The organism is Phycisphaerae bacterium (assembly GCA_019636475.1).
Lineage (GTDB): Bacteria > Planctomycetota > Phycisphaerae > UBA1845 > UTPLA1 > JADJRI01.
Window position 1 is genome coordinate 76,350 of record JAHBXN010000009.1, and the last position, 19,180, is coordinate 95,529.

Consider the following 19,180-nt stretch of genomic DNA (forward strand, 5'->3'; position numbering starts at 1 on the left):
GGTTATCTCCTTCGCCGTCGACGCTGATTCGCGGCCGCAATCGCGATCGCCAGCGGCGCGGGCCGCTTGACATCGATGCGTGTCACCGTGATCGTGTCCGAGCCCTCGTTTGACAGCGCGTCGACCGCGACGATCTCGATGATGTTCTCGCCCATCGCGAGCGGTATGACGGCGCCACCCCAAATTCCCGATTCAGAATTGAAAAAACAGAAACCCGAATCCGACGTGGTCTGGTTGGTCCATGACACGCCGGTGATATCGCCGTCCGCATCGGTCACGGTTCCGCCGAGTTCGATGCCGGCCTCCGCCGTCTGATAAGCGGGGTTGCTGGTCGGGCTCGTGATGGTGACAACGGGATTCGCCATTCCATGTCAGTCCGCTAGATCCTCAATCAGTTTTTCAATGAACGATTTGCGTGCCACCGGCTGCGTCGTTGCCGCCGGTTGCGATGTCGGCGCGGCCTTTGCCCCCGGCGTCACCTGCACCGTCACCAGGTGAAAGGTGCAGCCCGTCACAAACGCGAATGCCAGGACAAACAGCCCGGCCCGCCCGATCCAGATCAGCCGTGCGGTCAACATCACCAGCGCCGCCAGAATCGCCGCGATCAGCCATTGCCCGCGCCGCATGCGAAATGCGTCCGGCGGCATCGGCGAATCTTCATATTCCCACTTGCTCATGCCCTCACCTGCTTTCGCAGTTGTGCCGCGATCTCATCACCGGCCGCTTCGAGTTCGGCCGCGCCGAGTTCCAGCACGCTCGGTTTGCGATAGACGATGCCCGAAAGTTCCTTGTGGAAGATCGCGAAATAGATTCGCGGTCCGCCGCCTTTTTTCGCGATGTCCATCTGCAATGTCGACCCCTTCGGCGTCCTCATAAACACCCGGTCCGTCAATCTCGCCAGCGCCTTCCCGGCCGATCCAATGGGGTCGCTGCTCATCACGTCTATTTCTTCGCCCTCGGTCTAATCTGAATAACAAAAACTGGTGTGGCACCGGCCCGATTGCCGGTGCCACACACCCGACAGCACGGCATCATTGGGTTTTATTTTGTTCGCCGCCCGTCTTTTCCTTGCGATCCTGGGCGATCAGATTCAGCAGTTGCTGGTATCGCGGATCGGAAGAGTCCATGCCCTTCATCGCTTCCAGAATGGATTCGCGCACACCGGCCGGCAGCCGCGTGGCGTCGCCCGCCGCCTCGGCGTCGATGCGGGCATTGGCCCCGTCGAATCCGATGCGCGTCCGCCAGACCGGCCCGCTTTCGATCACGAGCGACGGGTCGTGCAGATTGCCCGACATCTGCGTGGCCCACTGTTCCAGCACGCCCTCGTCGTGAATCTTGGCGAGAATCGTGTCGGTCGTTTTGGTGGCCATCGTGGTGACCGAGGTCACGGCATCGGTGATCGTCGCCTGCTCGCCTGCGCAGCCGGTCCCGGCCAGCATCAACCCCGCGACAATGCATCCCACAAACCACGCGATCGACCATGTTTTTTCATTTTTCATTGCGAGTCTCCTTTCAAAAATGCCATGCCAACGGCACAGGCCGGGGCACGGGCCGCATAACGTCCCGGTTCGAATCTACCCCGATCCGCCTCCGTCACGTTGGCAACGCAATCTCTACCGCCGACCGCCCGCACAGAGTGCGCACTCCGTGCGGCCAGCGCCGATGCGCATCGGCCTCGCTTCGAAATGGGTTCATAAAGTGCCCAATGCGGGCGGTCGGAAGTGGAGGAGAAAATCGATCGCCGCGCCCCGAGGAACTGCTCGGGCGATTTACGGGGTGGGGTGATGCGCTGGCCAAAGGCCGGCGATGTGCCGCCGCCCAAAATGGAAATGGCCCCGTCCGACGAGGCGGCGGCGAAAGTCTGAATGCGATGTGAATCGAGAAACGCAGTGCCAAGAATCAGGCACAGGCCGATGACAAACCACTTGATTTCAAGGCATGAAAACGAGTGCGCAAAGAAAATCCCGCCAGCGCGGGAGGCACCCAAAGAAGCCGGATATTCCGTCGTCCGTGACGTTGGCATTCGCGTCCCTGCGAATGCCGGCTAAGGAACGCAAGGGTTTTATCCCGCGCCCGATTTTCGGTGTCAAGAACTTTTTTTCCCGGCCATGACCAGCAGACATCCCACCGCCATGCAACCCAACCCCGGAAAGCAGAACAGTAACGTGAGCGGAATCCCCGCCAATATGAGTAAATAGCCCAGCATTTTCAGCGTGGTTCGGCCTCAGTCCTCTTCCGGAACTCTGATCTTTTTCCAGCCAAGGCACGTCATCACCTGAGCTTTGAGCTTGTCGCCGAAAATATTCTCATATTCAGTCTGACCGTCATAGATCACGAGCATGAAAAAATTCTGAGAGGTGTTTTGGCTGACCTTATCGCGGAGCATCACGAAGAGATTTGAACGGTCGCCATTGTTGAAAATCGGGTCGAGAGTGGCTTGAAGCAGCGTAACTCCCTTTTCTTCGTGCGTTTTGAAGACTTCGATTCCGACGAGAAAGACGTCGCCGATTGCAATCTTCCCGGCCCTGAGCCGCCGCGCGGCGTCGCCGTTTAGAATTTTGAGGGCGATGGTGTTGTTGACGTGTTGATGAATCCAGGTCATGAGCCCCGTGTCCAACTTCTCGGCGAACAGGTAGTCACGTTTGAAGGCCCGCTCGAAGGCGAAGTATTCGGCTAAAACTCGATTTGCGAACACGCTCGGGACCACTCGCGCACCGCGGCAACCGGGACAGACACCACGAACCTCCTCGTCACTCACGCTATCGCCCGCCTGAGGTGTGAACACGCGGTTATTCCGACGCCCCTTGCCCTTGCAGTCGCCGCATCTCAGGTGGTCGATGACGCTCTTTTTCTTCCGGAAAAGCTGGTATCGCCGGCTGTTCATGGTCCGTTTCGCGCTCGCGTCCATTTCCCTGAGGGACGAATACGGTGGCGCGGCCTTGAACTTCCGCTCCGGCCCTGGCTTCGGTTTCTTCTTTTTCACCGGCTGCGACGTGGCGGGCTTCGGTTTTGACTTTTTGACGTTTTGACTCTCTGGCGTTTTTTTAGGAGGATCGTCGGACCAAACTCCCGCCGAACACATACAGAGAATCAACGCGAAAACGGCCCGGATTCCCATGATATTCAAACTCCGCCAACGGTCCGGTAAGCACCGAACATTTTCCGAAAACTGCCCTAGTTTTATTTGACACCAAACAAAAACCGAAGTATAGTTCTTTTGTGATTCGCGGACGGGTGTTCGGTCCGCCCGCGATTGCCGCCTCTCTCAAGGGGCTCGACGGGGCCAAGGAATCGCGTCTCCACAGAGGGTGACACCGTCGAGCCTTATTCGGCCGGAGGCCCCATGCAAGTACGACGCGCCAAATCCACGTCGCGAGAAGCCTTCTATCGCCTGAATTTCAGTGCGCCCGCCCGCAAAATTCTGATGCTGCTCGACCAGATGTCCGTTTCGAATCAGGTTCGCGCTGCCGATCTGGTCAGCCGCTTTTACGATTTTTGTCCTTCGCCTTGGATGACTCCTTGCGCGCGGCCTTCGAAGCGTCAGTCTCCTGACGAACCTCATTCGCCGTTATATCCCAGGCTTTACGTGCCGCCCGATCCGCCTCTTCCGGAGTCGGAGGCCGAACCTGACTGAGCTCCTTGGTTGCATCTTCACCGAAGATGTCCTCCACGCTAGCGCCCACATAGCGGCAAATCTTCACGGCGTCGATCGCGTTCGGCACCGACTTCTCGCGCACGATGGCATACAGGCGATTTTTTGAGAACCCGAGTCGGCGCGAAACGGCCTGATAGTTCTTCTCTTTGAGCCGCATTTCCAGCCGGTCTGCCCAGTCCATTCCCGCATTAGAGGGAGGCTCCAACTTTTTTACTACTTTCTCCCAACTTTCTGTTTGACTTCCCAAAATCATGGGATAAATTACAAAATAATGGGAATAAGCCCGACCAAGACAATCAAAATCTCCGAAGCGGCGCGGGCGACCGCAAAGCGGAAGGCGAAGGCCTGCGGCATGCTCATGCAGCGTTTTGTTGAGCAGGCCATCGATGCCTTTGAACCCCGCATCGAGTGCGCACCGCCCACCCGGAGAAAACGAATAGCCGGCTAAGGAACGCCGGCCCGACGGCGAAACCCCGCGAGGGCGTTCTTCGTGAGCCGTCAAAAACCGAGCAGGACGAAGCGCCAATGCGCGAGTCCTGCTGATGACCCAGGACCGGTGGCGGTCCACCGCCGAGGTAAGCCGCCACCGGTCAATTTTCAAACTCATCTTGACGGCGGCGTCGGGCCACGTCGAGCGAAAACGGATTGAATCTTTCGCGAAGGACCGCGACACATGACCACGGAACTAGACGTTATGCCGTTCGATTCAACGTTGTTATCTGACGTGATTGCGCAGCACAACGTTACGGTCCAGGCACTGGCAATGCGATCGGGTTATGACGACAAATCGATCTATCGGTACCTCAGCGGCGAGCGAACAGTGCCGTCGACGGTCATTCGAGCGGCCTTCGAACTCACGCTCGATATGCGGCTGGTCGGCCTGGTCTCCGGCATGATTCCCGTATCCATGACGGTTGCCAAAGTGGCAAACGCCACGCCGGCGCGAATTCCCCCGCTCGATCAACTCATTCCCGAAGCCTGCAATGCCACGAAGAGTGCGGCGGAAGCGCTGCAGTACATCGCCAAGGTTCTCGCCGATTCCAAGATCGACGCGTCCGACAAGATCGCCATCGAAAACTACAGACGCCACAGCGCCGCCGCCCAGCGCCGACTCGCCCTGGTCGACGCGGCGCTCACGGCCCACGCCGGAAAGGTGTCATCATGAACGCGCTCGACGAAGTCACCATCCCTCGTCCGCACATTCGGGGGAGGACCTTCTTTTGCGAATGCGGCGCGTCGGCCAGTACCGTACTGAGCGAGGGACGGCACTTCGGCTTCCACTGCTGCTCGGAGTGCGGCCGGCAATTCGAGACGCATCAACTACGAACTATCAATTCACCGGCGCGCGACGACTCAATCCCGTCGCCCGCCGGGCTGCCCGCCACGGACGGCGCGCGGGGTGCGGATGGAGCCGCCCAACCGAGCGTAAAGGCCACGGAGGAACTACCCGCCGCCGTCCGTGATATTTCAAAAAGGAATTGCGACCCCAACTTCCGCGTGAGCGTGCTGGCCGATCTCGCCGTTCGTGCCATTGAAGAAGTGCGCGAGGCGGTTGAAGCGCACCGCACCGGCGAGAACTTCCGTGACGGCCAGCCGGATCGCCTGACCTATACCACCGTCATGACCGCGATTCGCCGCATTGAAGGCGCGGTCCACAAGATCAGGCTGCGCGATCTGGCGACAGCCCCGCGATCGGGGCCGGTGGATTCTTATTGAGGCTTCTTTCCCCTCCATGCTTCCGGGGGCGAGGCCCAGTGCCTCGCCCCCGGCATGAGGAGTTTTTAAGAATGGAGGTATGACGATGAACTGTCCGCAATGCGAGCAAAAAGTCGGACAAGATCAATATCACATCGACGGCGCGTGGAACGCCGTCCGCGATGCCAACGGCATGGCGATCGCCCTGCAACGCAGCATTCATGTCGCCTGTAGCCACTGCGGAACTTTCGAACTGATTCAGGATCAGTCGAACGCGATCATATTGACCCGGCTGATTACCGACCCGATCGAACTCGCGACGGTCGGCTCTCTTATTCCCGGCTGCATCATGGACCGCCCGCGCATCGCGTGCTGATCAAGAATCGAAACTCGCCACCCGGAACCACTGAAGAATGGCACTAGCAATTCAAAAACTCGAAGCCGACGCCCAGGCGCAATCGCCAAGCTACCGGCTCATTCCCGCCGCCGACGCTGCCCGGATCATGGGTATCGCCGAGCGGCATCTTCGCCGCCGATGCGCCGAGGAGTTCGCCCCGCGTGGACTCGCGGCCATGGAAGACGGCAAGTGGCACGTCTCGCCCTTGGTCGATGATCGCCTGCCCCGCGAACTGGATGCGCTGTCGGTCGACCGCGAGCTCGTCGCCGAACTCTACAAGGATGGCACGCCACAGAACTACATCGACGCGGCTATCGCCAAGCGGGACATTCTGCTCGGCTTCAACCGCTTCGAGGCTCGCGGCATGAAAGAGGCCGATGCCCGCGCCGCCTACATCGCATCGCTTGAAGCACGGGGCGTCTTTGCCGATGCCGACCTGACGACACCGGATGTCCGCACCTTCTACCGATGGGAAGCGGCTTATCGTCAGCAGCACATTGCAGGGCTGTGCCGCAAGGTTTACGCGCGGCACAAGGCCGGCCCGGTCGGCGAAGCCGCGATGGAAATGCTCATGAACCTCGTGAACTGCGGCAACAAGTTTTCCGCGTCCGAGGCGATCGAGCTCACCCGAGGGAAAGCGGCTAAGCATCCGGACAATCCCGCCTGGAAGATGCCGGCTGATCGAACCATCCAGCTTGAACTTCAGCGCCGCCGCCCGCCCGCGTTGAAGACCTTCATCAACAAGGGCGACAGCGCCTGCACCAAGCTCCACATGCCCAAGCGCCGCCGCAACTATGAGTCGATCGCCGCCAACGAAGAGTGGGTCGGTGATGAACGCACAATGGACGTGTGCATCCGTTATTGCGGCTCACGCGGCTGGAAGGCCACGCGTGTCGTGACGCTCACGGTGTGGATGGACATGCGGTCTCGCGTGATTGTGGGGTGGGAGATTTCATTGCGCGGGAGTTCGCGAACCATTCTCGCAGCCTTCAAGCGCGGCGTGCTGGTCTATGGCAAGCCCAGGATCGCCCGATGCGACTGGGGTAAGGATTATGTCAAAGCCCTCGGCAACAGCAGGAAGAAGCGCCGCCGGGATGATCCAGCCGGAACGCCGCGACGCACCTACGTCATGGAGCAACTCGGCATCGACGTACAACCGACAGCGCGGCCCTACATGCCTTGGGCTAAACCGGTTGAGCCGTTCTTTTCTGTGATGAAGACCCACTTCGATCGATTTTGGGATTCATTCATGGGTGGCTCGCCGACCGAGCGTCACGAAGATCGCGGCGACTGGATCAAAGCCAACCTCGAAAGGCTCCCGACGATTCACGATCTCATCGCCGCGTTCGAGCAATGGCTCGACAACTATCACAATCGGCCCCATGGCGCTGCCGATCTATTCGGCAAGACGCCGCTTGAAGCGATGCAGGCATTTCGGGATGGACCAGCCCGCACGGAAACGCCGGCCGTGCTCGATCACTTGTTTGCGTTCTTCTCCGAGCCGCGCACGGTGGGTCGCGATGGCATCCGATTCCGCAACGGCATCTATGGATTCTGCGAGCCCTCGCTCATTCCGCTTCAGGGCCAGCAGGTTCTTCTCCGCTATCAGCCGGACAACATCGGCGACAACGTCATCGTCTGCGATTTGAACCGCATGCCGCTATCGACGGTGCCGCCGATCAAGTGCGAGCGCTGGCAGGATTACAGCGAGGAAGATGCCAAGCGTCAGGCACGATTGCACCGTGAGACGGTGAAGCCCTATCGCAAGATGCGGCGAGGCTCGCGGGACTATTTCGACGGGCTGACGACCAAGCAGCGGTTCGAACTCCAGCGTGAAGGCATCGAGGCCGTTCACGGCGATCGCCGCATCCAGTCGCTGTCACCCGTGCCACAACTCCGAGTCCGGCCCGACCTGGAAGCCGCGATCGACGCAATTCCCGAAAAAGTCGAGAAGCGTTCGAAGGCCGTTCGAAGCGGCACGGCCAACCGCGAACTCAATGTGCATGACATGGCCGAGGCCGATGTAGCGCCGCCGCCCGCCGAGCGGCATTTTGGCGGCTTGTCATTGGAGGATTTTCTGGAGGATTAAATGCTCCCGCCGTGGATGAGGAAGAACGAGAAGCCGGCCGAGCCGGTGGAGCCGGTATGTCCGGCTGAAGCGGCGAGTGACATGGATGTAGCACCTCCTGAAATGGTTCAGGCGATGGGCATGGAGGCCCGCAAAGTGACCAGGCAAGTGAAGTTGCCGGATGGTAGCGAGCTCGACGAAGCCGCGCGAGCCAAAATCAGGCAGGCCGTTTCCCGCCACATCGCCGATTACAAACTCACTCAGAAAGAAGTGGGGCGGTCGATCGGCCGTGCCAGCAACACGATCAGCGAGGTACTCGCCGGCACTTACAAGGGCGAGGCCGACGCGGTTCTTCGCCAACTCAACACGTGGATCGAAGATGATGACCGCCGCCGCCGAGAATCGCGGCCGCTCGGTTTTTATTCCACCTCGGTCTTTGAGACGATTCTCTTCCTCTCGAAATACGCCAAGTCCAACGGCCGCGTGCGCGGAGCGGGCGGCATTCGCATGCTCGACGCATCGCGCATCGCCCTTGGGTTTGGCCCGGCCGGCTGCGGCAAGTCGATCGGCGCGCAGGCACTGCATGCCGATGACCCGTCGTCGCTGCTCGTTCGAATCGACATCGGCAAGGCGACAAGGCAGGGCCTGATACGTGCCGTCGTGTCGGCATCGGGCGGCGAGCCCCGCCACAACATGAATCTCAACATGGACACGCTGCAAGATCGTCTCGGCGATTCGGGGCGTCTCCTGATCATCGACGAAGGCCACCGCATGGACTTCGGCTGTTGCGAACTCATCCGCGACATCACCGACGTCTGCGGCATTCCCTGCGTTGTTTTAGCCACGCAGGAGTTTACCGCCCGTCTAAGCGATATGCGTCTCGGCCTGGGCAAGATGCGATATGACCAGTTTGCCAGTCGCGTTGGCATGCAGATGGACTTGACGCGCGGCATCGACGGCAGCGGTGGAACCGAGCGTCCCATCTTCTCGCTCGAAGACATCAGGGCGATTTTCCGGTCGAACGAAGTCCGGCTGTCGAAAGCGGCCGAGGAGTATTTTCAGGCCATCGCCTGCACACCGCAGTCGGGCATGCTCCGCACGTGCAACAATGTTTTCGAGAAGATCGTCCGCGGAACCCGCAGGCAACCCGGCGCTTTGATCGGCGTGGACGCGGTCCGAGAGGCCACGCGATACACGCTCTTTGCGCACGGCACCGAGAGCCAGGAGATCATGAACAAGATCGAAAAGAGCCTGGCATCATGCAAGCACATGGCCAGCGAATACGAAGCCCGTGCAGTTGGCTAGACGCAAAGGAGATTCACGGATGAGTCAGATCATTGTCACCGACACCGAACTGGATGAGTTGGAGTTCCGTTTGCGTTCGCTCGTTCGCGCGGCCAAGGCACAAAAGAAATCGCGAGACGTAAAGCAAGCCACGCTGGATGCGATGCAGACGCTGGCCGCTTCGCTTCGCGGATTGTCGATCGCGATGGCGGATGATGTCGCGTGTGCGGTTCCGCCTGGACGTGCCATCGTTTGCGAATACTGGCAGGCGTCGGACGCAATTTCCTAATCGATTTGTTCAAAGGCAAAGGAGTGCCACCCATGAGACGCAGAGTCACCAAACACCCCAACCGTCGCAATCGCGCCGCCACAATGGCCGCGCTCATCCTCCCATTTCTTCCGCTCGTCGCCTTCGCCTTCGAAGAGTCAGCGGACAATATCGCCTGCCAGCTCATCGTCGGCGACGAAGCCGCCGACTTCAATTGCGACGGCGTGACGGACGGACGCGACATTCAAGCCTTTGTTGACCAGCAGAAGTGCCGCGTCGCCGCGTCTCACCCGCTTGCCGCGCGCTATATCGCCGACCGCAAAATCTGGCTGGACCGCTGGAGCAAGGCCACGGTCACCTACAGCGTGGCCGATCGCATCGACCGTGCAGTCGCCGCCGCCGAATACCAGGCCGCGACCGGCGACGCGTCCTACGAATGGCAACTCCTGAACGAGTGCCCGCTCATTGTCACCACGTGGCCGGCCGTGCCGGACGCCTATCAGGTCTATGTCACCAACCCCGAACCGCAGGCCCTGAAACTCGCCCGCATCGCGCTGCTCAGCCCCAAGGCCCGAAACACGCTCCGCCCGCTGCTCGAATCGCTGCTCGAGCGCCTGCGCACCGGCACGCACGGATGGAATGTGAACTACGGCAAAGTCTCACTGTGCCGCGTCCGTTTGCAGCAGGCGCTCGGCGTGCCGTGCGATCCGCTCGCCGATTACGGCGCGAACAAGGGCGGCCGGTGGATGCTCTGGAACATGGTCAACGAATGGGGCTGGAATCTCAGCCTCTCCGGCTCGCCCTGGTACATGATTTTCAATGAGGTCTTGGTGCAAATGCTCTGGGACGAGCGCCATCGCCTCACGCCCGGTGAGCGGAAAACGTTCATGGCGATTTATCTCTTTCCGTTCTACTGGCAATTGGAAGGCCGCGCCCCGCTGATCGGCGAAGATCGCGAGCAAAACCGCGAGAAGCCCTACGCGCTGTGGACCGGGTACCCGCGTCAATGGCGTGGCACCGGCGAGATTTCCACTTACATGCGCTGGCGCGCCTTGTACGAGCTCGGCGTCGCGGCCCACTGGGATGATCTCTTCTGCCCGCCCACGCCGATCGACAAGCCGGCCATGCCGCCGCTGCCGCGTTACCGCTACTTCGGATTTGCCGCCATATTGGAAGAGCAGGGCATTCGGACCCTGCATTACTACGGCGATCCCACGCACCTGCGAATCACCGAGTCGCACGTCGGCGCCAACAACGCCTTCGCCAAAACAACGGGAGTGACTATTGCGCCATGAAAGGACGTGCCCGGACAAAACGGGATGATGCCGACCTTCTCGCGATGCGCGATAAAGGCATGCGGCTGCATGAGATTGCCAGCGCCCTGGGGCGCTGCATCAGTTCGGTCGATGCGCGGCTGAACATTCTCGGCGTCCAGCGGCGACCCTATCAGCCATCCCCCGCGCCGAAAACCAAGATGGCGCGATGCGGCCACGGGCGTTGCGAAGCATCGGTCACCATTCCGGAGTCGGCCACAAAGGGCGATGTGCCGGCCATGCTCGAATTCCTGCGCAAGGGCGGCTGGACCGCCGATCCGCGAGACGATGTTCGCCCGAACCGGGTATGGGAAATCTTGTGTCCGAACCATGCCGCCGTCGTGGCATCTGGGACAAACTGCTAGCACGGAGGAACAGCCGCAATGAATGCAACTCTCGAAAACCCCGCCGCCAAAAGTCGAACGCCGATTCGCGTGGCCTTCGACGTGGCACCGAAGGCAATGGAAACGATCGACAAGGCCGTGAAGGAGTTTGATTGTGTCGATGCCGGCGATTTGGTGCATCGCGCCTTGCTGGCCTACATCGGCATCCAGCGCAAGCGGCGTGCTGGATATTCAGAGGTCATTGTCCGCAATCCCGAAACCCGCAAATCGCTGGTCATGGACTGGCCGGAGAACCAATGAAGCTCTCCCTGAAATTCAAATGGTTCGACCTCTGGCTCGGGGCTTTCTGGGACCGAGATCGCAACACGTTATATGTTTGCATTTTGCCGTGCCTGCCCATCGTCATCGACTTCCGCAAAGCTTCGGACATCGCGGACGACGAAATGGAAACCAGCATCGAACGCGCCTTTGACCGGTCCAAGAAGGAGCCGCTGTCGGCGTGGAGCGACAAGCGCGTCGAGCATGCGTTTCATCTGAATCGCGGCCCGGAGGACATCTCGATCCTCAACTGCCCCGAGTGCGGCGCGGATTCATTCTACGACGACAACGATAAATTCTGGTGCCACCACTGCACCCGGTTCTTCGTGGTCATCCACGACGATGAGCCGACGCCGTGCGGCCGCTTTATCCGAGTCATGAAGTTCGCCCGAACGCTCAGCGACGTGATGCCCGAAACCGAAGAGGAGGCGCGTAAATGAGCCTGAATTCATCCGACTCCGCCGCCCTGCGCGAAACCCGCCGACTGGTGCGGTCGCTCCGTTCCGATGTCTGCCCGTCCTGTGCGGGGAAGAAAAAGGGGATGCAGACCTTCTGTGGCAAGTGCTATTTCAAACTGCCCCATGCCATGCGTAAAGCACTCTACGACCGCGTCGGCGAGGGCTATGAAGAAGCATTCGCCGCCGCCTGCGATAAGCTCGGCGTCGGCAATCCGGTCATCCAGGACGAACTGTTTGATGGAGGAAAGTCTTGAAACGCAACAAAAAATTCGAACCGCCGCCCGGCTACAAGTCCGTGCCCGTCGCCGTCGCGAAGGAGATCGCGGAGAAGCACGACAAGGACATCGTCATCATCGTCTGCTTTCAACAGGAGCCCGCGATATTCCACGGCACCAGTTACGGCCGCTCGGTCCGCGACAAAGTGCTCGCCGCCGACATGATCGAGCGATGTATGGTGGCTGCCGGCGCTGAACCTGAAACGCGGAAGATGAACGAGGACTTCCGTTTCAAGACGGAGGCTGAATGGGCGAAGGAGAAAGAGCAACTCTGTGACAAGATTAAGGCACTAGAAATCGAGGTGAGCAAGGCGAAGGAATTCATGCGAAAGCTATGAAGTTAATCACGCCCGAACAACTCAAAAAGCTCTGGACCGCCGCTCGCCGCGCGGGCCATGATAATGACGCCGTCCACGCGATGCTGCCCACCGGCAAATTCTCCACCAAGGATTTGACCATCGCCGAGGCCGCGATCCTCATCGACGCCATCGAAAAGCAGCAGCCGCCCAACTATGAGAATCGCCGGCCGTTCGAGCGCCCCTCGAAGCCGCGTCGACCGAAGGGCGTCTACGCCTTCGCCACCGGCCCGCAAAAGAACACGATCGACGAACTCCGCCGCGAACTCGGTTGGAAGGCGGAAGACTTAAGCGACTGGCTCTCGAAGCGGCATTTCACGGACGGCCGGCCCATGAACAAAATCGATTCCAGCGGCGACGCCGTCCGCGTCATCGAACTCTTAAAGCAGGTGAAGATCAAACAACACCGCGCCAACCAGCCGCGCGAGGAACGACGCGCGCCGTTTTGAAAGGAGCATTGACGAGGTGACGACAGAGACAATCGACAAGCTATTTCTCGAATTGGCCCAGTTCACGCAGGCCGAGTCAGGCCGCGAAGCGGAACTTTTGTCGTGCATTCAAGGCGTCGCGCGTGCCGTTGGCTGCAATCACACTGAAGACGCCGATGGACGGGCGAAATTGATTCGATGTGTCGAAGAACTGATGTTTGAACCCACCGGCGAGTCATGCCGTGGATGTGGCAAACCGCTGGTTAAAGGCAATGCCAGGATCGCGGATGGCTGTCCCTGCAATTCAGCACGCGGAATCAATCATGGAATTGTTCCCGTGAACGTCTGCACTTGTAAAGACTGCGACCCGGCAGAGACAGGCTCATCGCGAGTTCACTGTATGAAATGAGCGAGATGATGAACGCCGAAAAGAAAACCCTGACCGACCACTGCCACGGCACCGGCACCATCGACGATCAACCCTGTCCAGGCTGCGACGAATGCGAGGTGATCGATCTGGACGAGGATGATGGCCCATGCTGGTGCGGTGTCGAAAATCCGCACTACGAAGACCTGCCCGACCGCTGCGGCGGCGACGGCGTGATTCATTGCGAATGCGGCGGCGACTTCTGCGTCTGCCATTGGCACGGCGGGGTCGAGTGCCTTGGCTGTCCGGATTGTGATGATCGCAACGACGACGATGACTTCGACGACGACGACGAACACGAGTGGAACGAGGATTTAGAAAACTGGGAATGCGAACCTTGACCCAGACCGCCAAACAACCCGCTCTCCCCGGCCTTCAAACCGCCGCCGCCGATGCCGCCCGCTCGGCATCGCACCTGCGCGACTCATGGACCAGGGCCGAGTGCGACTTCGCCCTGCGCTGCATCGAAGTCTGGAACGAGGCGTTCGCCAATTTCGGCATCCGCGCCAACAAGACCAAGCACAATATGTTCCTCGCCGTCCACGCGCTGAAATGGATCAGCGGCCCGCTGAATGATGGCGAAAAGATGTCCGCCGAAGATGTGCTCGTCGCGATCCGCGCCTATGCCGCCGATCCGTGGATCAAGGAGAAGTGCAACGGCCGCTTCCTGGCATTCCCCGATTGGATGAAGGACGCGGTCGACAAGAACATCGACAAGCAACTCGCCCGCGTCGGTAAGCGCCGCGGCCACGCCGCCCCGTCCCCCGCAGAGATCGCCGAGAAGAGGCAATCCGTCGCAGATCGAGTGCGATATGACAAAGCAATGGCGTTCATCACGGACCGTGGCTGGCTTCGCCACGTCAACACGATTGCCAGCACGAGGACGGATAATCCGCCCACGATCCGCGAGTACTTGTCTGGCCTTCGCGCCATAGCCGCACGAGGCAACGGCCGAGACCATAAAAAACTGCACGAACATTACGACATTCTGATCGGCCACCTCGACGCGATCGAAGCGTTGCCAAAGTCCAACCGCAAAGCATGGGCCGCGATCATGAATTATGCGTTGGGTGCGCTACGGCCCATGAAGGATTCACCGATCAAAGTCAGCTTGCGGCTTGCGATCGCCGCCGAGCTCGTCGCGCGGTTCGGCGTTGAACGCGCGGCGCAGATTGCGTCAAAGCAACCGATCCAGGAGGTTCAAAAGTCCGCGAAGTGAAAAGGCCCGGCGCGTGGGGCGGCACCGGCCGAACCCACGCGGTGTTACGAGCACCGGATTTATCGCGCCGGGCTATTTCCCCAACAGCCCACAAATCGGCACCGGAGAATGCAGGCATGAGAAGTGAAGAAAGGGAAAACTACGCGGCCGCACGCCGCGGATGAAAAGGGCATTCGTTATCAGCCGCGGTTCGCCGTGGCCATCGAGTGCAGGAACGAACGAGACCAGCGCCGGCTTTACAACCGGCTGCGCAAGAGCGGCCTTGAGCCGAAGGTGCTGGTCCTATGAAGACATACGATGTTTCTCGCAGCTGCAAAATTCCGTCGAGCTACCGGGCAGCCCGCGTCCGCTCGCTCTTCAACGTCACGCCCGATCAGGGCAGCACGTTCACGCTTCGCGCCGAACTTCCAACCGACGAATCAGATTGGCGCGTCGGCCTCATCGTCGGTCCGAGTGGGTCAGGGAAAAGCACGCTCGCTCGCGAGGCGTTCGGCACCGACTGCGAACACAGTCGATTTGTCTGGACGCGCGGTCCCATCATCGACCAGATTGGCGCGAGCGTGCCGTTCAATGACGCCGTCGCCGCGCTATCCGCGGTCGGACTTGGCAGTTGCCCGTCCTGGCTCAGGCCGTTCGACGTTCTTTCGGTCGGTGAAAAGTTCCGGGCCGAACTCGCCCGGCTCTTGCTCGAGGCCGGCGATCGCGTGTGGCTGGATGAATTCACGTCCGCCCTCGACCGCAAGGTGGCCCGCGTCGCGGCCCATGCTTTCGGTAAGGCGTGGCGGCGGCGAGCCGGTCAGTTCGTGGCCGTCACATGCCACGGCGATGTCACCGACTGGCTTCAGCCCGATTGGATTTTCGACGCCGCGAAGGGCACCTTCGCAAGGAGGTTGCTTCGGCGACGGCCCGAAATCACGATCGAAGTCCGTCAAACGAATTGGTCGATGTGGCGACTATTTGAGCCGCATCATTACTTGAAGCTTCCGCTCATGGCAGGTGCAACGAACTTTGTCGGATACGTGGAGGGCGAGCCCATCGTCCATCTCGCCGCTGCGCCAACGTGCGGCGTCAAGAGCGTGCGCTTCAGCCGATTGGTGGTCATGCCCGAATGGCAGGGCGCGGGCGTCGGCATGGCGTTTCTGAATCACATGGCCGAACGTTACTTCCGCGGCCGCAATCGCTACGCGAAGCGGATGACCAGCATCATCCACACGAGCCACCCCGGCCTCGCCGCGGCGCTGCGCCGTGACGAACGATGGGTTCTCACCACGGCGCGCATCGGCGAAAAGTCCGATCGTGCCGGCAAGGCGGGAAGCCGCCGACACGCGGCCGGCCACAACGTGCCGACGTTTGGTGGTCACCTTCGAGCCGTTCTTGGATTTCGATACATCGGAGACCGCACATGAGACTTTTCATCATGGGCGAGTCCCGGTTCGCGGCCGTCTTCCTTCGCGCGGCCGTTGCGTTTGGTCATGAGGTGGTTGGAGTCTCGTCAACGTCGAACTAGATGACAGCCGATCCGCTCGCCGCTGCCGCGGCCTCGTTCGGCATTGCTCAGGTTTCATCCGACCTGATCGCGCTGAACGCGGGCGATCCGCTTCGACGCTCCGGCGCGGAACTCCTCGTCCTGGCCAACGTCTCGCGGCTGCTCTCCGAGGCCGTTCTGAGCGCATGCCCGCGCGGGTCGATCTGCTTTCACCCGTCGCTCTTGCCGAGGCACCGCGGCAAGCGCGCCGTCGCCGCCGCGATCAAGGCCGGCGACACGTTCACCGGCGTCTCGATTTTCTGGCCGGACAAAGGCGCGGACACCGGTCCGATCATCCTTCGAAGCCGGGTCGAGATCGCATCGAATGACACCCCGATGTCGCTCTACCACGCCAAGCTCGTCCCGGTCGGCATCCACTGCCTGCTCGCGGCCGTCGCCGCGATCGAAGCCGACGCCGCCCCCCGCATCCCTCAAGAGGAGGCCGCGCTATGAAGCAGTCACCCGGCCCTTCGCGTGAACCGAGCCGACCAGATTTCTTCGCCCGCGTCGGTGCGAACAAGGTAGCTCAACGGCGCTCCGCCGCCCGGTTTGAAAAACGCGATGCACACCACGCGGCCCCTTGTGCCGCCCGGCTTGGTCACCACGGCACCGGCCCGAAACGCCTCGCCCTTCGCAAATGTCCGGACATTTGCCGGACATTCGGATGCGCGCAGGTTTTATCATTTCCGCGCGTAACTCCTTATTTTTCAAACAGCTTGCGGCGAAAGCGCAAATCCGCCTTTGTGACAAAATCCCCCCGTTTTTTATCCGATTATCCGCTTTTATGACAAAATCTCGCCCGAACGTAACCTACGCCATTTCCTAGCCTTACGCGAAAAATCCCCATTTTTCTTTATGCCAGATTTTCCTGCGCGCGCTATGAATTCACAACTCATTTTCTTACAGAATGTTAATGTCTAACAACCCAAGGTGTGCCCAAGCCGTCCGATTCAGTGAGCAAGCTTCAGAATAGGTTCGATGCTAAATTGCGATGTGACCGGAGAATCCTCAGTGAAGCTTACGCCTACCAACAAACAGCGACCCGGGATGCGTCGGCTCGGCCGCATGCTCGCAATCGCGGGAATCGGCGCCGTCAGTACGCAAGCGATTGTCGCGGCAGGGCAAATCACAAGTATCGGCCCTCGCTATACGCGCGACACGCTGGCGGTCGCGCGGCAGCACCCGGACGCACCGGCATTCATCGCCAATCGCCGGGCGGGGCTGGTCTCGTGGGCGGCGCGGTACGCTTCGAATGCCGCGACAATGGAACAGGCGGTGCAGTGCGCCCACTGGGCCGCAACCTATCAGGCGCTGACGGGTGACAAGACGTTCGAGCGGGAGTTGCTCGCGGCGTGCCGCCGAATCGCCGGGCAGTGGCCAGGTGCAGAACTGTCGGCACTGTCCGCCGACAAGCGCGACTATCAGTTGTTCGTGACGAATCCCGAGCCGGTCATCATCACCCTGTCCCGCGTCGCCGCCCTGCACGCCGAAGCCCGCGACGTTCTCCGGCCTGTCCTCGCACGCGAGTTGGACCGGCTGCGGCGCGGCGACGTCGCATGGCCGTATCGATACGGCAAGGTGTCGCTGTGCCTGGTCGAGATCAAGCGGGCACTGGGTTTGCCGTGCGATCCGATGGCGGATGACGGGGCGATTCGCGGATTGAAATTCATGCTCGATCATTGCGACGAATCCGGCTGGCCCGAGCAGATGGTCGGCAGCGTCTGGTACATCAACAACAACTGGCATCCGGTGCTGGTCGGCATGGGCCGGGACATTCGCGACAAAATGACGGACGCGGACCGCGCGAAATTCGACGCGGCCTATTCGTTTCCGTTCCGCTTCAGCGTGGCGGGCGCCGCCGGTGAGCTCATCACGCCGAACATCGGCGAGGATTTCGCGATCCAGCGCAGGCAATCGAGCGCGTTTTACACCGGCGCCGTGGCGAACTGGCCCGGCGATGACGCGATCTCGGCCTACATGCGCTATCGAGCGCGACGGGAAGTTGATCTTCCCGTTCAGTTCAATGACCTGTTCATGCCGCCCGTACCGACGAAGCGGCCGCCGGTTCCGCCGCTGAAACCGCGTGAGGACTTCGGCGTTCGCGCGACGATTCTTCGGCAATTGCCGGATGGCGGCGCGATCGTGATTCACTGGTGTAACGGCCGCCAACTGCGCGCGGGCGAGCACGCGCCGGAACTGGACTGGCCGATCATCCTGAAACTCGACCAGCAAGGCCATCCGACCCGGCTCAGCTGGAAGACGCTGAATTCGCGTTGATGTGTTCGGCGGCGCGGGATCCTACCGACGGTCGCCGCGGCGCGTGCTCAGCGCGGCCTCGTAGCGCTCGGACACATCCCTCCAGTTCACGACGTTCCACCATTCAGAGATGTAATCAACGCGGCGATTTTGGTACTTCAGGTAGTAGGCGTGCTCCCAGACGTCGCACATGAGCAACGGAACGAGACCGACCGTCGCCAGGTCCTGCTGGTTCATCAACGTCATGACCAGGAGGCGGCGCAGCGCCGGATGGTATCCGAGCACGGCCCAGCCGTTGCCTTCGACGGCCGCCGCGGCTGCGCTGAAGTGCGCTCGGAACTTGGCCGGACTGCCGAAATCGCGTGCCAAGGCGCGGGACAGGGGGCTGTCGGGCTGCGCGTCCCCCTTGCCTGCGGGCGCCATGTTGTTCCAGAAAATGATGTGGTTGTAGTAACCACCGGCATGAAACGCAAGCAATCGTGACAACTGCTGGATGTTTGAATAGTCATTGGACATCCGGGCTTCTCGAAGACCCTTCAGCGCCGCGTTCAGGCCGGCCACATATGCGGCATGATGTCGACCGTGATGAATCCGCATTGTTTCGGTATCAATGAACGGCTCGAGCGCATCCGGTGGATAGGGCAGCGGGGGCAGCGTGAACTCGCTGGAGTGAGCAGGCTCCGGCATTCGACGGCGGGCATCGGGCTGGAGTGCGGCGGCCGTCTCCGGGCCGAAGAGCGAATCGGGCAGCATCGCGAGGCTTGCAGCCGCGGTGAGGCCTGTCAGTGCAGTGACTTCGTTGAGAAATTCGCGGCGAGTTGACACAAAATTCTCCTTTCGTGAGTAGGGTTGCATTGGAGAACGCATACGAAACATCATGCGACGATCAGAAAA

General features: G+C 60.6%; 27 protein-coding genes. 20 read left to right on the top strand and 7 right to left on the bottom strand.

Annotated features, from left to right (window positions below; all coding sequences use genetic code 11):
- Positions 1–2: 2 nt before the first annotated feature.
- The 6 genes from KF841_14250 to KF841_14275 all read right to left on the bottom strand — a co-directional run bounded on the left by KF841_14250 (position 3) and on the right by KF841_14275 (position 4,262).
- Positions 3–365 carry a hypothetical protein gene (locus KF841_14250; protein MBX3396519.1) on the bottom strand — a complete coding sequence of 121 codons (363 nt, stop codon included), beginning with the start codon at positions 363–365 and terminating at the stop codon, positions 3–5.
- A gap of 6 nt (positions 366–371) precedes the next feature.
- Positions 372–677 (bottom strand): hypothetical protein, encoded by a 306-nt coding sequence (locus KF841_14255; protein MBX3396520.1) that lies wholly within the window; start codon positions 675–677, stop codon positions 372–374.
- On the bottom strand, positions 674–937 hold the full coding sequence (locus tag KF841_14260; protein MBX3396521.1) for a hypothetical protein: 264 nt from the start codon (positions 935–937) through the stop codon (positions 674–676). The genes KF841_14255 and KF841_14260 overlap by 4 nt, the downstream gene beginning before the upstream one ends.
- A gap of 94 nt (positions 938–1,031) precedes the next feature.
- Positions 1,032–1,439 (bottom strand): hypothetical protein, encoded by a 408-nt coding sequence (locus KF841_14265; GenBank protein MBX3396522.1) that lies wholly within the window; start codon positions 1,437–1,439, stop codon positions 1,032–1,034.
- Positions 1,440–2,224: 785 nt separating this feature from the next.
- The gene (locus tag KF841_14270; protein MBX3396523.1) at positions 2,225–2,884 is read right to left on the bottom strand and encodes a hypothetical protein; all 660 of its coding nucleotides are present in this window, start codon (positions 2,882–2,884) and stop codon (positions 2,225–2,227) included.
- Positions 2,885–3,476: 592 nt separating this feature from the next.
- Entirely contained in the window at positions 3,477–4,262 is a 786-nt protein-coding gene (locus KF841_14275) for a hypothetical protein (GenBank protein ID MBX3396524.1), read from the bottom strand.
- A 66-nt stretch (positions 4,263–4,328) separates the two neighbouring features.
- Here KF841_14275 and KF841_14280 point away from each other — a divergent pair, with 66 nt between their 5' ends.
- The 20 genes from KF841_14280 (at position 4,329) to KF841_14375 (ending at position 18,307) form a co-directional block, all read left to right on the top strand.
- Positions 4,329–4,820, top strand: a complete 492-nt coding sequence (locus KF841_14280) for a hypothetical protein (protein MBX3396525.1) — start codon at positions 4,329–4,331, stop codon at positions 4,818–4,820.
- Positions 4,817–5,371 (top strand): hypothetical protein, encoded by a 555-nt coding sequence (locus tag KF841_14285; protein MBX3396526.1) that lies wholly within the window; start codon positions 4,817–4,819, stop codon positions 5,369–5,371. The genes KF841_14280 and KF841_14285 overlap by 4 nt, the downstream gene beginning before the upstream one ends.
- 85 nt (positions 5,372–5,456) lie before the next feature.
- The gene (locus KF841_14290) at positions 5,457–5,726 is read left to right on the top strand and encodes a hypothetical protein (GenBank protein MBX3396527.1); all 270 of its coding nucleotides are present in this window, start codon (positions 5,457–5,459) and stop codon (positions 5,724–5,726) included.
- A gap of 37 nt (positions 5,727–5,763) precedes the next feature.
- A complete protein-coding gene (locus tag KF841_14295; GenBank protein ID MBX3396528.1) occupies positions 5,764–7,836 on the top strand; it encodes a transposase in 2,073 nt (690 codons plus the stop codon).
- Positions 7,837–9,120 carry an ATP-binding protein gene (locus KF841_14300; GenBank protein MBX3396529.1) on the top strand — a complete coding sequence of 428 codons (1,284 nt, stop codon included), beginning with the start codon at positions 7,837–7,839 and terminating at the stop codon, positions 9,118–9,120. It begins immediately after the preceding gene.
- Between the two features lie 19 nt (positions 9,121–9,139).
- The gene (locus tag KF841_14305) at positions 9,140–9,388 is read left to right on the top strand and encodes a hypothetical protein (GenBank protein ID MBX3396530.1); all 249 of its coding nucleotides are present in this window, start codon (positions 9,140–9,142) and stop codon (positions 9,386–9,388) included.
- An 83-nt stretch (positions 9,389–9,471) separates the two neighbouring features.
- Positions 9,472–10,662 carry a hypothetical protein gene (locus KF841_14310; protein ID MBX3396531.1) on the top strand — a complete coding sequence of 397 codons (1,191 nt, stop codon included), beginning with the start codon at positions 9,472–9,474 and terminating at the stop codon, positions 10,660–10,662.
- Entirely contained in the window at positions 10,659–11,045 is a 387-nt protein-coding gene (locus tag KF841_14315; GenBank protein ID MBX3396532.1) for a hypothetical protein, read from the top strand. The genes KF841_14310 and KF841_14315 overlap by 4 nt, the downstream gene beginning before the upstream one ends.
- An 18-nt stretch (positions 11,046–11,063) precedes the next feature.
- The gene (locus KF841_14320) at positions 11,064–11,324 is read left to right on the top strand and encodes a hypothetical protein (protein ID MBX3396533.1); all 261 of its coding nucleotides are present in this window, start codon (positions 11,064–11,066) and stop codon (positions 11,322–11,324) included.
- Positions 11,321–11,782 carry a hypothetical protein gene (locus KF841_14325; GenBank protein MBX3396534.1) on the top strand — a complete coding sequence of 154 codons (462 nt, stop codon included), beginning with the start codon at positions 11,321–11,323 and terminating at the stop codon, positions 11,780–11,782. Before KF841_14320 ends, KF841_14325 begins: the two co-directional genes overlap by 4 nt.
- Positions 11,779–12,054, top strand: a complete 276-nt coding sequence (locus tag KF841_14330; protein MBX3396535.1) for a hypothetical protein — start codon at positions 11,779–11,781, stop codon at positions 12,052–12,054. The genes KF841_14325 and KF841_14330 overlap by 4 nt, the downstream gene beginning before the upstream one ends.
- Positions 12,051–12,413, top strand: coding sequence for a hypothetical protein (locus KF841_14335; protein MBX3396536.1), 363 nt, complete (start codon positions 12,051–12,053; stop codon positions 12,411–12,413). The genes KF841_14330 and KF841_14335 overlap by 4 nt, the downstream gene beginning before the upstream one ends.
- Positions 12,410–12,880, top strand: coding sequence for a hypothetical protein (locus tag KF841_14340; GenBank protein ID MBX3396537.1), 471 nt, complete (start codon positions 12,410–12,412; stop codon positions 12,878–12,880). Before KF841_14335 ends, KF841_14340 begins: the two co-directional genes overlap by 4 nt.
- Before the next feature lie 393 nt (positions 12,881–13,273).
- Positions 13,274–13,627 (top strand): hypothetical protein, encoded by a 354-nt coding sequence (locus KF841_14345; protein ID MBX3396538.1) that lies wholly within the window; start codon positions 13,274–13,276, stop codon positions 13,625–13,627.
- Positions 13,615–14,505: a hypothetical protein gene (locus tag KF841_14350; protein MBX3396539.1), complete on the top strand. Its 891-nt coding sequence runs from the start codon at positions 13,615–13,617 to the stop codon at positions 14,503–14,505. The genes KF841_14345 and KF841_14350 overlap by 13 nt, the downstream gene beginning before the upstream one ends.
- A gap of 123 nt (positions 14,506–14,628) precedes the next feature.
- Positions 14,629–14,793, top strand: coding sequence for a hypothetical protein (locus KF841_14355; protein MBX3396540.1), 165 nt, complete (start codon positions 14,629–14,631; stop codon positions 14,791–14,793).
- Complete coding sequence (locus tag KF841_14360) at positions 14,790–15,911, top strand: ABC transporter ATP-binding protein (protein ID MBX3396541.1); 1,122 nt, start codon at positions 14,790–14,792, stop codon at positions 15,909–15,911. The genes KF841_14355 and KF841_14360 overlap by 4 nt, the downstream gene beginning before the upstream one ends.
- A 101-nt stretch (positions 15,912–16,012) precedes the next feature.
- Positions 16,013–16,483 (top strand): hypothetical protein, encoded by a 471-nt coding sequence (locus tag KF841_14365; GenBank protein ID MBX3396542.1) that lies wholly within the window; start codon positions 16,013–16,015, stop codon positions 16,481–16,483.
- A complete protein-coding gene (locus tag KF841_14370) occupies positions 16,480–16,818 on the top strand; it encodes a hypothetical protein (protein ID MBX3396543.1) in 339 nt (112 codons plus the stop codon). Before KF841_14365 ends, KF841_14370 begins: the two co-directional genes overlap by 4 nt.
- A gap of 223 nt (positions 16,819–17,041) precedes the next feature.
- Positions 17,042–18,307 carry a hypothetical protein gene (locus tag KF841_14375; GenBank protein ID MBX3396544.1) on the top strand — a complete coding sequence of 422 codons (1,266 nt, stop codon included), beginning with the start codon at positions 17,042–17,044 and terminating at the stop codon, positions 18,305–18,307.
- A 21-nt stretch (positions 18,308–18,328) separates the two neighbouring features.
- On the opposite strand, the gene KF841_14380 is transcribed toward KF841_14375, so the two are convergent.
- Positions 18,329–18,973, bottom strand: coding sequence for a superoxide dismutase (locus KF841_14380; protein MBX3396545.1), 645 nt, complete (start codon positions 18,971–18,973; stop codon positions 18,329–18,331).
- Positions 18,974–19,180: the final 207 nt, after the last annotated feature.

Excerpts from the sequence above, each read along its gene's own strand:
- KF841_14250 (MBX3396519.1), bottom strand. The coding sequence starts at position 365 with ATGGCGAATCCCGTTGTCACCATCACGAGCCCGACCAGCAACCCCGCT.
- KF841_14255 (MBX3396520.1), bottom strand. The coding sequence starts at position 677 with ATGAGCAAGTGGGAATATGAAGATTCGCCGATGCCGCCGGACGCATTT.
- KF841_14260 (MBX3396521.1), bottom strand. The coding sequence starts at position 937 with ATGAGCAGCGACCCCATTGGATCGGCCGGGAAGGCGCTGGCGAGATTG.
- KF841_14265 (MBX3396522.1), bottom strand. The coding sequence starts at position 1,439 with ATGCTGGCCGGGACCGGCTGCGCAGGCGAGCAGGCGACGATCACCGAT.
- KF841_14270 (MBX3396523.1), bottom strand. The coding sequence starts at position 2,884 with ATGAACAGCCGGCGATACCAGCTTTTCCGGAAGAAAAAGAGCGTCATC.
- KF841_14275 (MBX3396524.1), bottom strand. The coding sequence starts at position 4,262 with ATGAGTTTGAAAATTGACCGGTGGCGGCTTACCTCGGCGGTGGACCGC.
- KF841_14280 (MBX3396525.1), top strand. The coding sequence starts at position 4,329 with ATGACCACGGAACTAGACGTTATGCCGTTCGATTCAACGTTGTTATCT.
- KF841_14285 (MBX3396526.1), top strand. The coding sequence starts at position 4,817 with ATGAACGCGCTCGACGAAGTCACCATCCCTCGTCCGCACATTCGGGGG.
- KF841_14290 (MBX3396527.1), top strand. The coding sequence starts at position 5,457 with ATGAACTGTCCGCAATGCGAGCAAAAAGTCGGACAAGATCAATATCAC.
- KF841_14295 (MBX3396528.1), top strand. The coding sequence starts at position 5,764 with ATGGCACTAGCAATTCAAAAACTCGAAGCCGACGCCCAGGCGCAATCG.
- KF841_14300 (MBX3396529.1), top strand. The coding sequence starts at position 7,837 with ATGCTCCCGCCGTGGATGAGGAAGAACGAGAAGCCGGCCGAGCCGGTG.
- KF841_14305 (MBX3396530.1), top strand. The coding sequence starts at position 9,140 with ATGAGTCAGATCATTGTCACCGACACCGAACTGGATGAGTTGGAGTTC.
- KF841_14310 (MBX3396531.1), top strand. The coding sequence starts at position 9,472 with ATGGCCGCGCTCATCCTCCCATTTCTTCCGCTCGTCGCCTTCGCCTTC.
- KF841_14315 (MBX3396532.1), top strand. The coding sequence starts at position 10,659 with ATGAAAGGACGTGCCCGGACAAAACGGGATGATGCCGACCTTCTCGCG.
- KF841_14320 (MBX3396533.1), top strand. The coding sequence starts at position 11,064 with ATGAATGCAACTCTCGAAAACCCCGCCGCCAAAAGTCGAACGCCGATT.
- KF841_14325 (MBX3396534.1), top strand. The coding sequence starts at position 11,321 with ATGAAGCTCTCCCTGAAATTCAAATGGTTCGACCTCTGGCTCGGGGCT.
- KF841_14330 (MBX3396535.1), top strand. The coding sequence starts at position 11,779 with ATGAGCCTGAATTCATCCGACTCCGCCGCCCTGCGCGAAACCCGCCGA.
- KF841_14340 (MBX3396537.1), top strand. The coding sequence starts at position 12,410 with ATGAAGTTAATCACGCCCGAACAACTCAAAAAGCTCTGGACCGCCGCT.
- KF841_14345 (MBX3396538.1), top strand. The coding sequence starts at position 13,274 with ATGATGAACGCCGAAAAGAAAACCCTGACCGACCACTGCCACGGCACC.
- KF841_14350 (MBX3396539.1), top strand. The coding sequence starts at position 13,615 with ATGCGAACCTTGACCCAGACCGCCAAACAACCCGCTCTCCCCGGCCTT.
- KF841_14360 (MBX3396541.1), top strand. The coding sequence starts at position 14,790 with ATGAAGACATACGATGTTTCTCGCAGCTGCAAAATTCCGTCGAGCTAC.
- KF841_14365 (MBX3396542.1), top strand. The coding sequence starts at position 16,013 with ATGACAGCCGATCCGCTCGCCGCTGCCGCGGCCTCGTTCGGCATTGCT.
- KF841_14370 (MBX3396543.1), top strand. The coding sequence starts at position 16,480 with ATGAAGCAGTCACCCGGCCCTTCGCGTGAACCGAGCCGACCAGATTTC.
- KF841_14380 (MBX3396545.1), bottom strand. The coding sequence starts at position 18,973 with ATGCCGGAGCCTGCTCACTCCAGCGAGTTCACGCTGCCCCCGCTGCCC.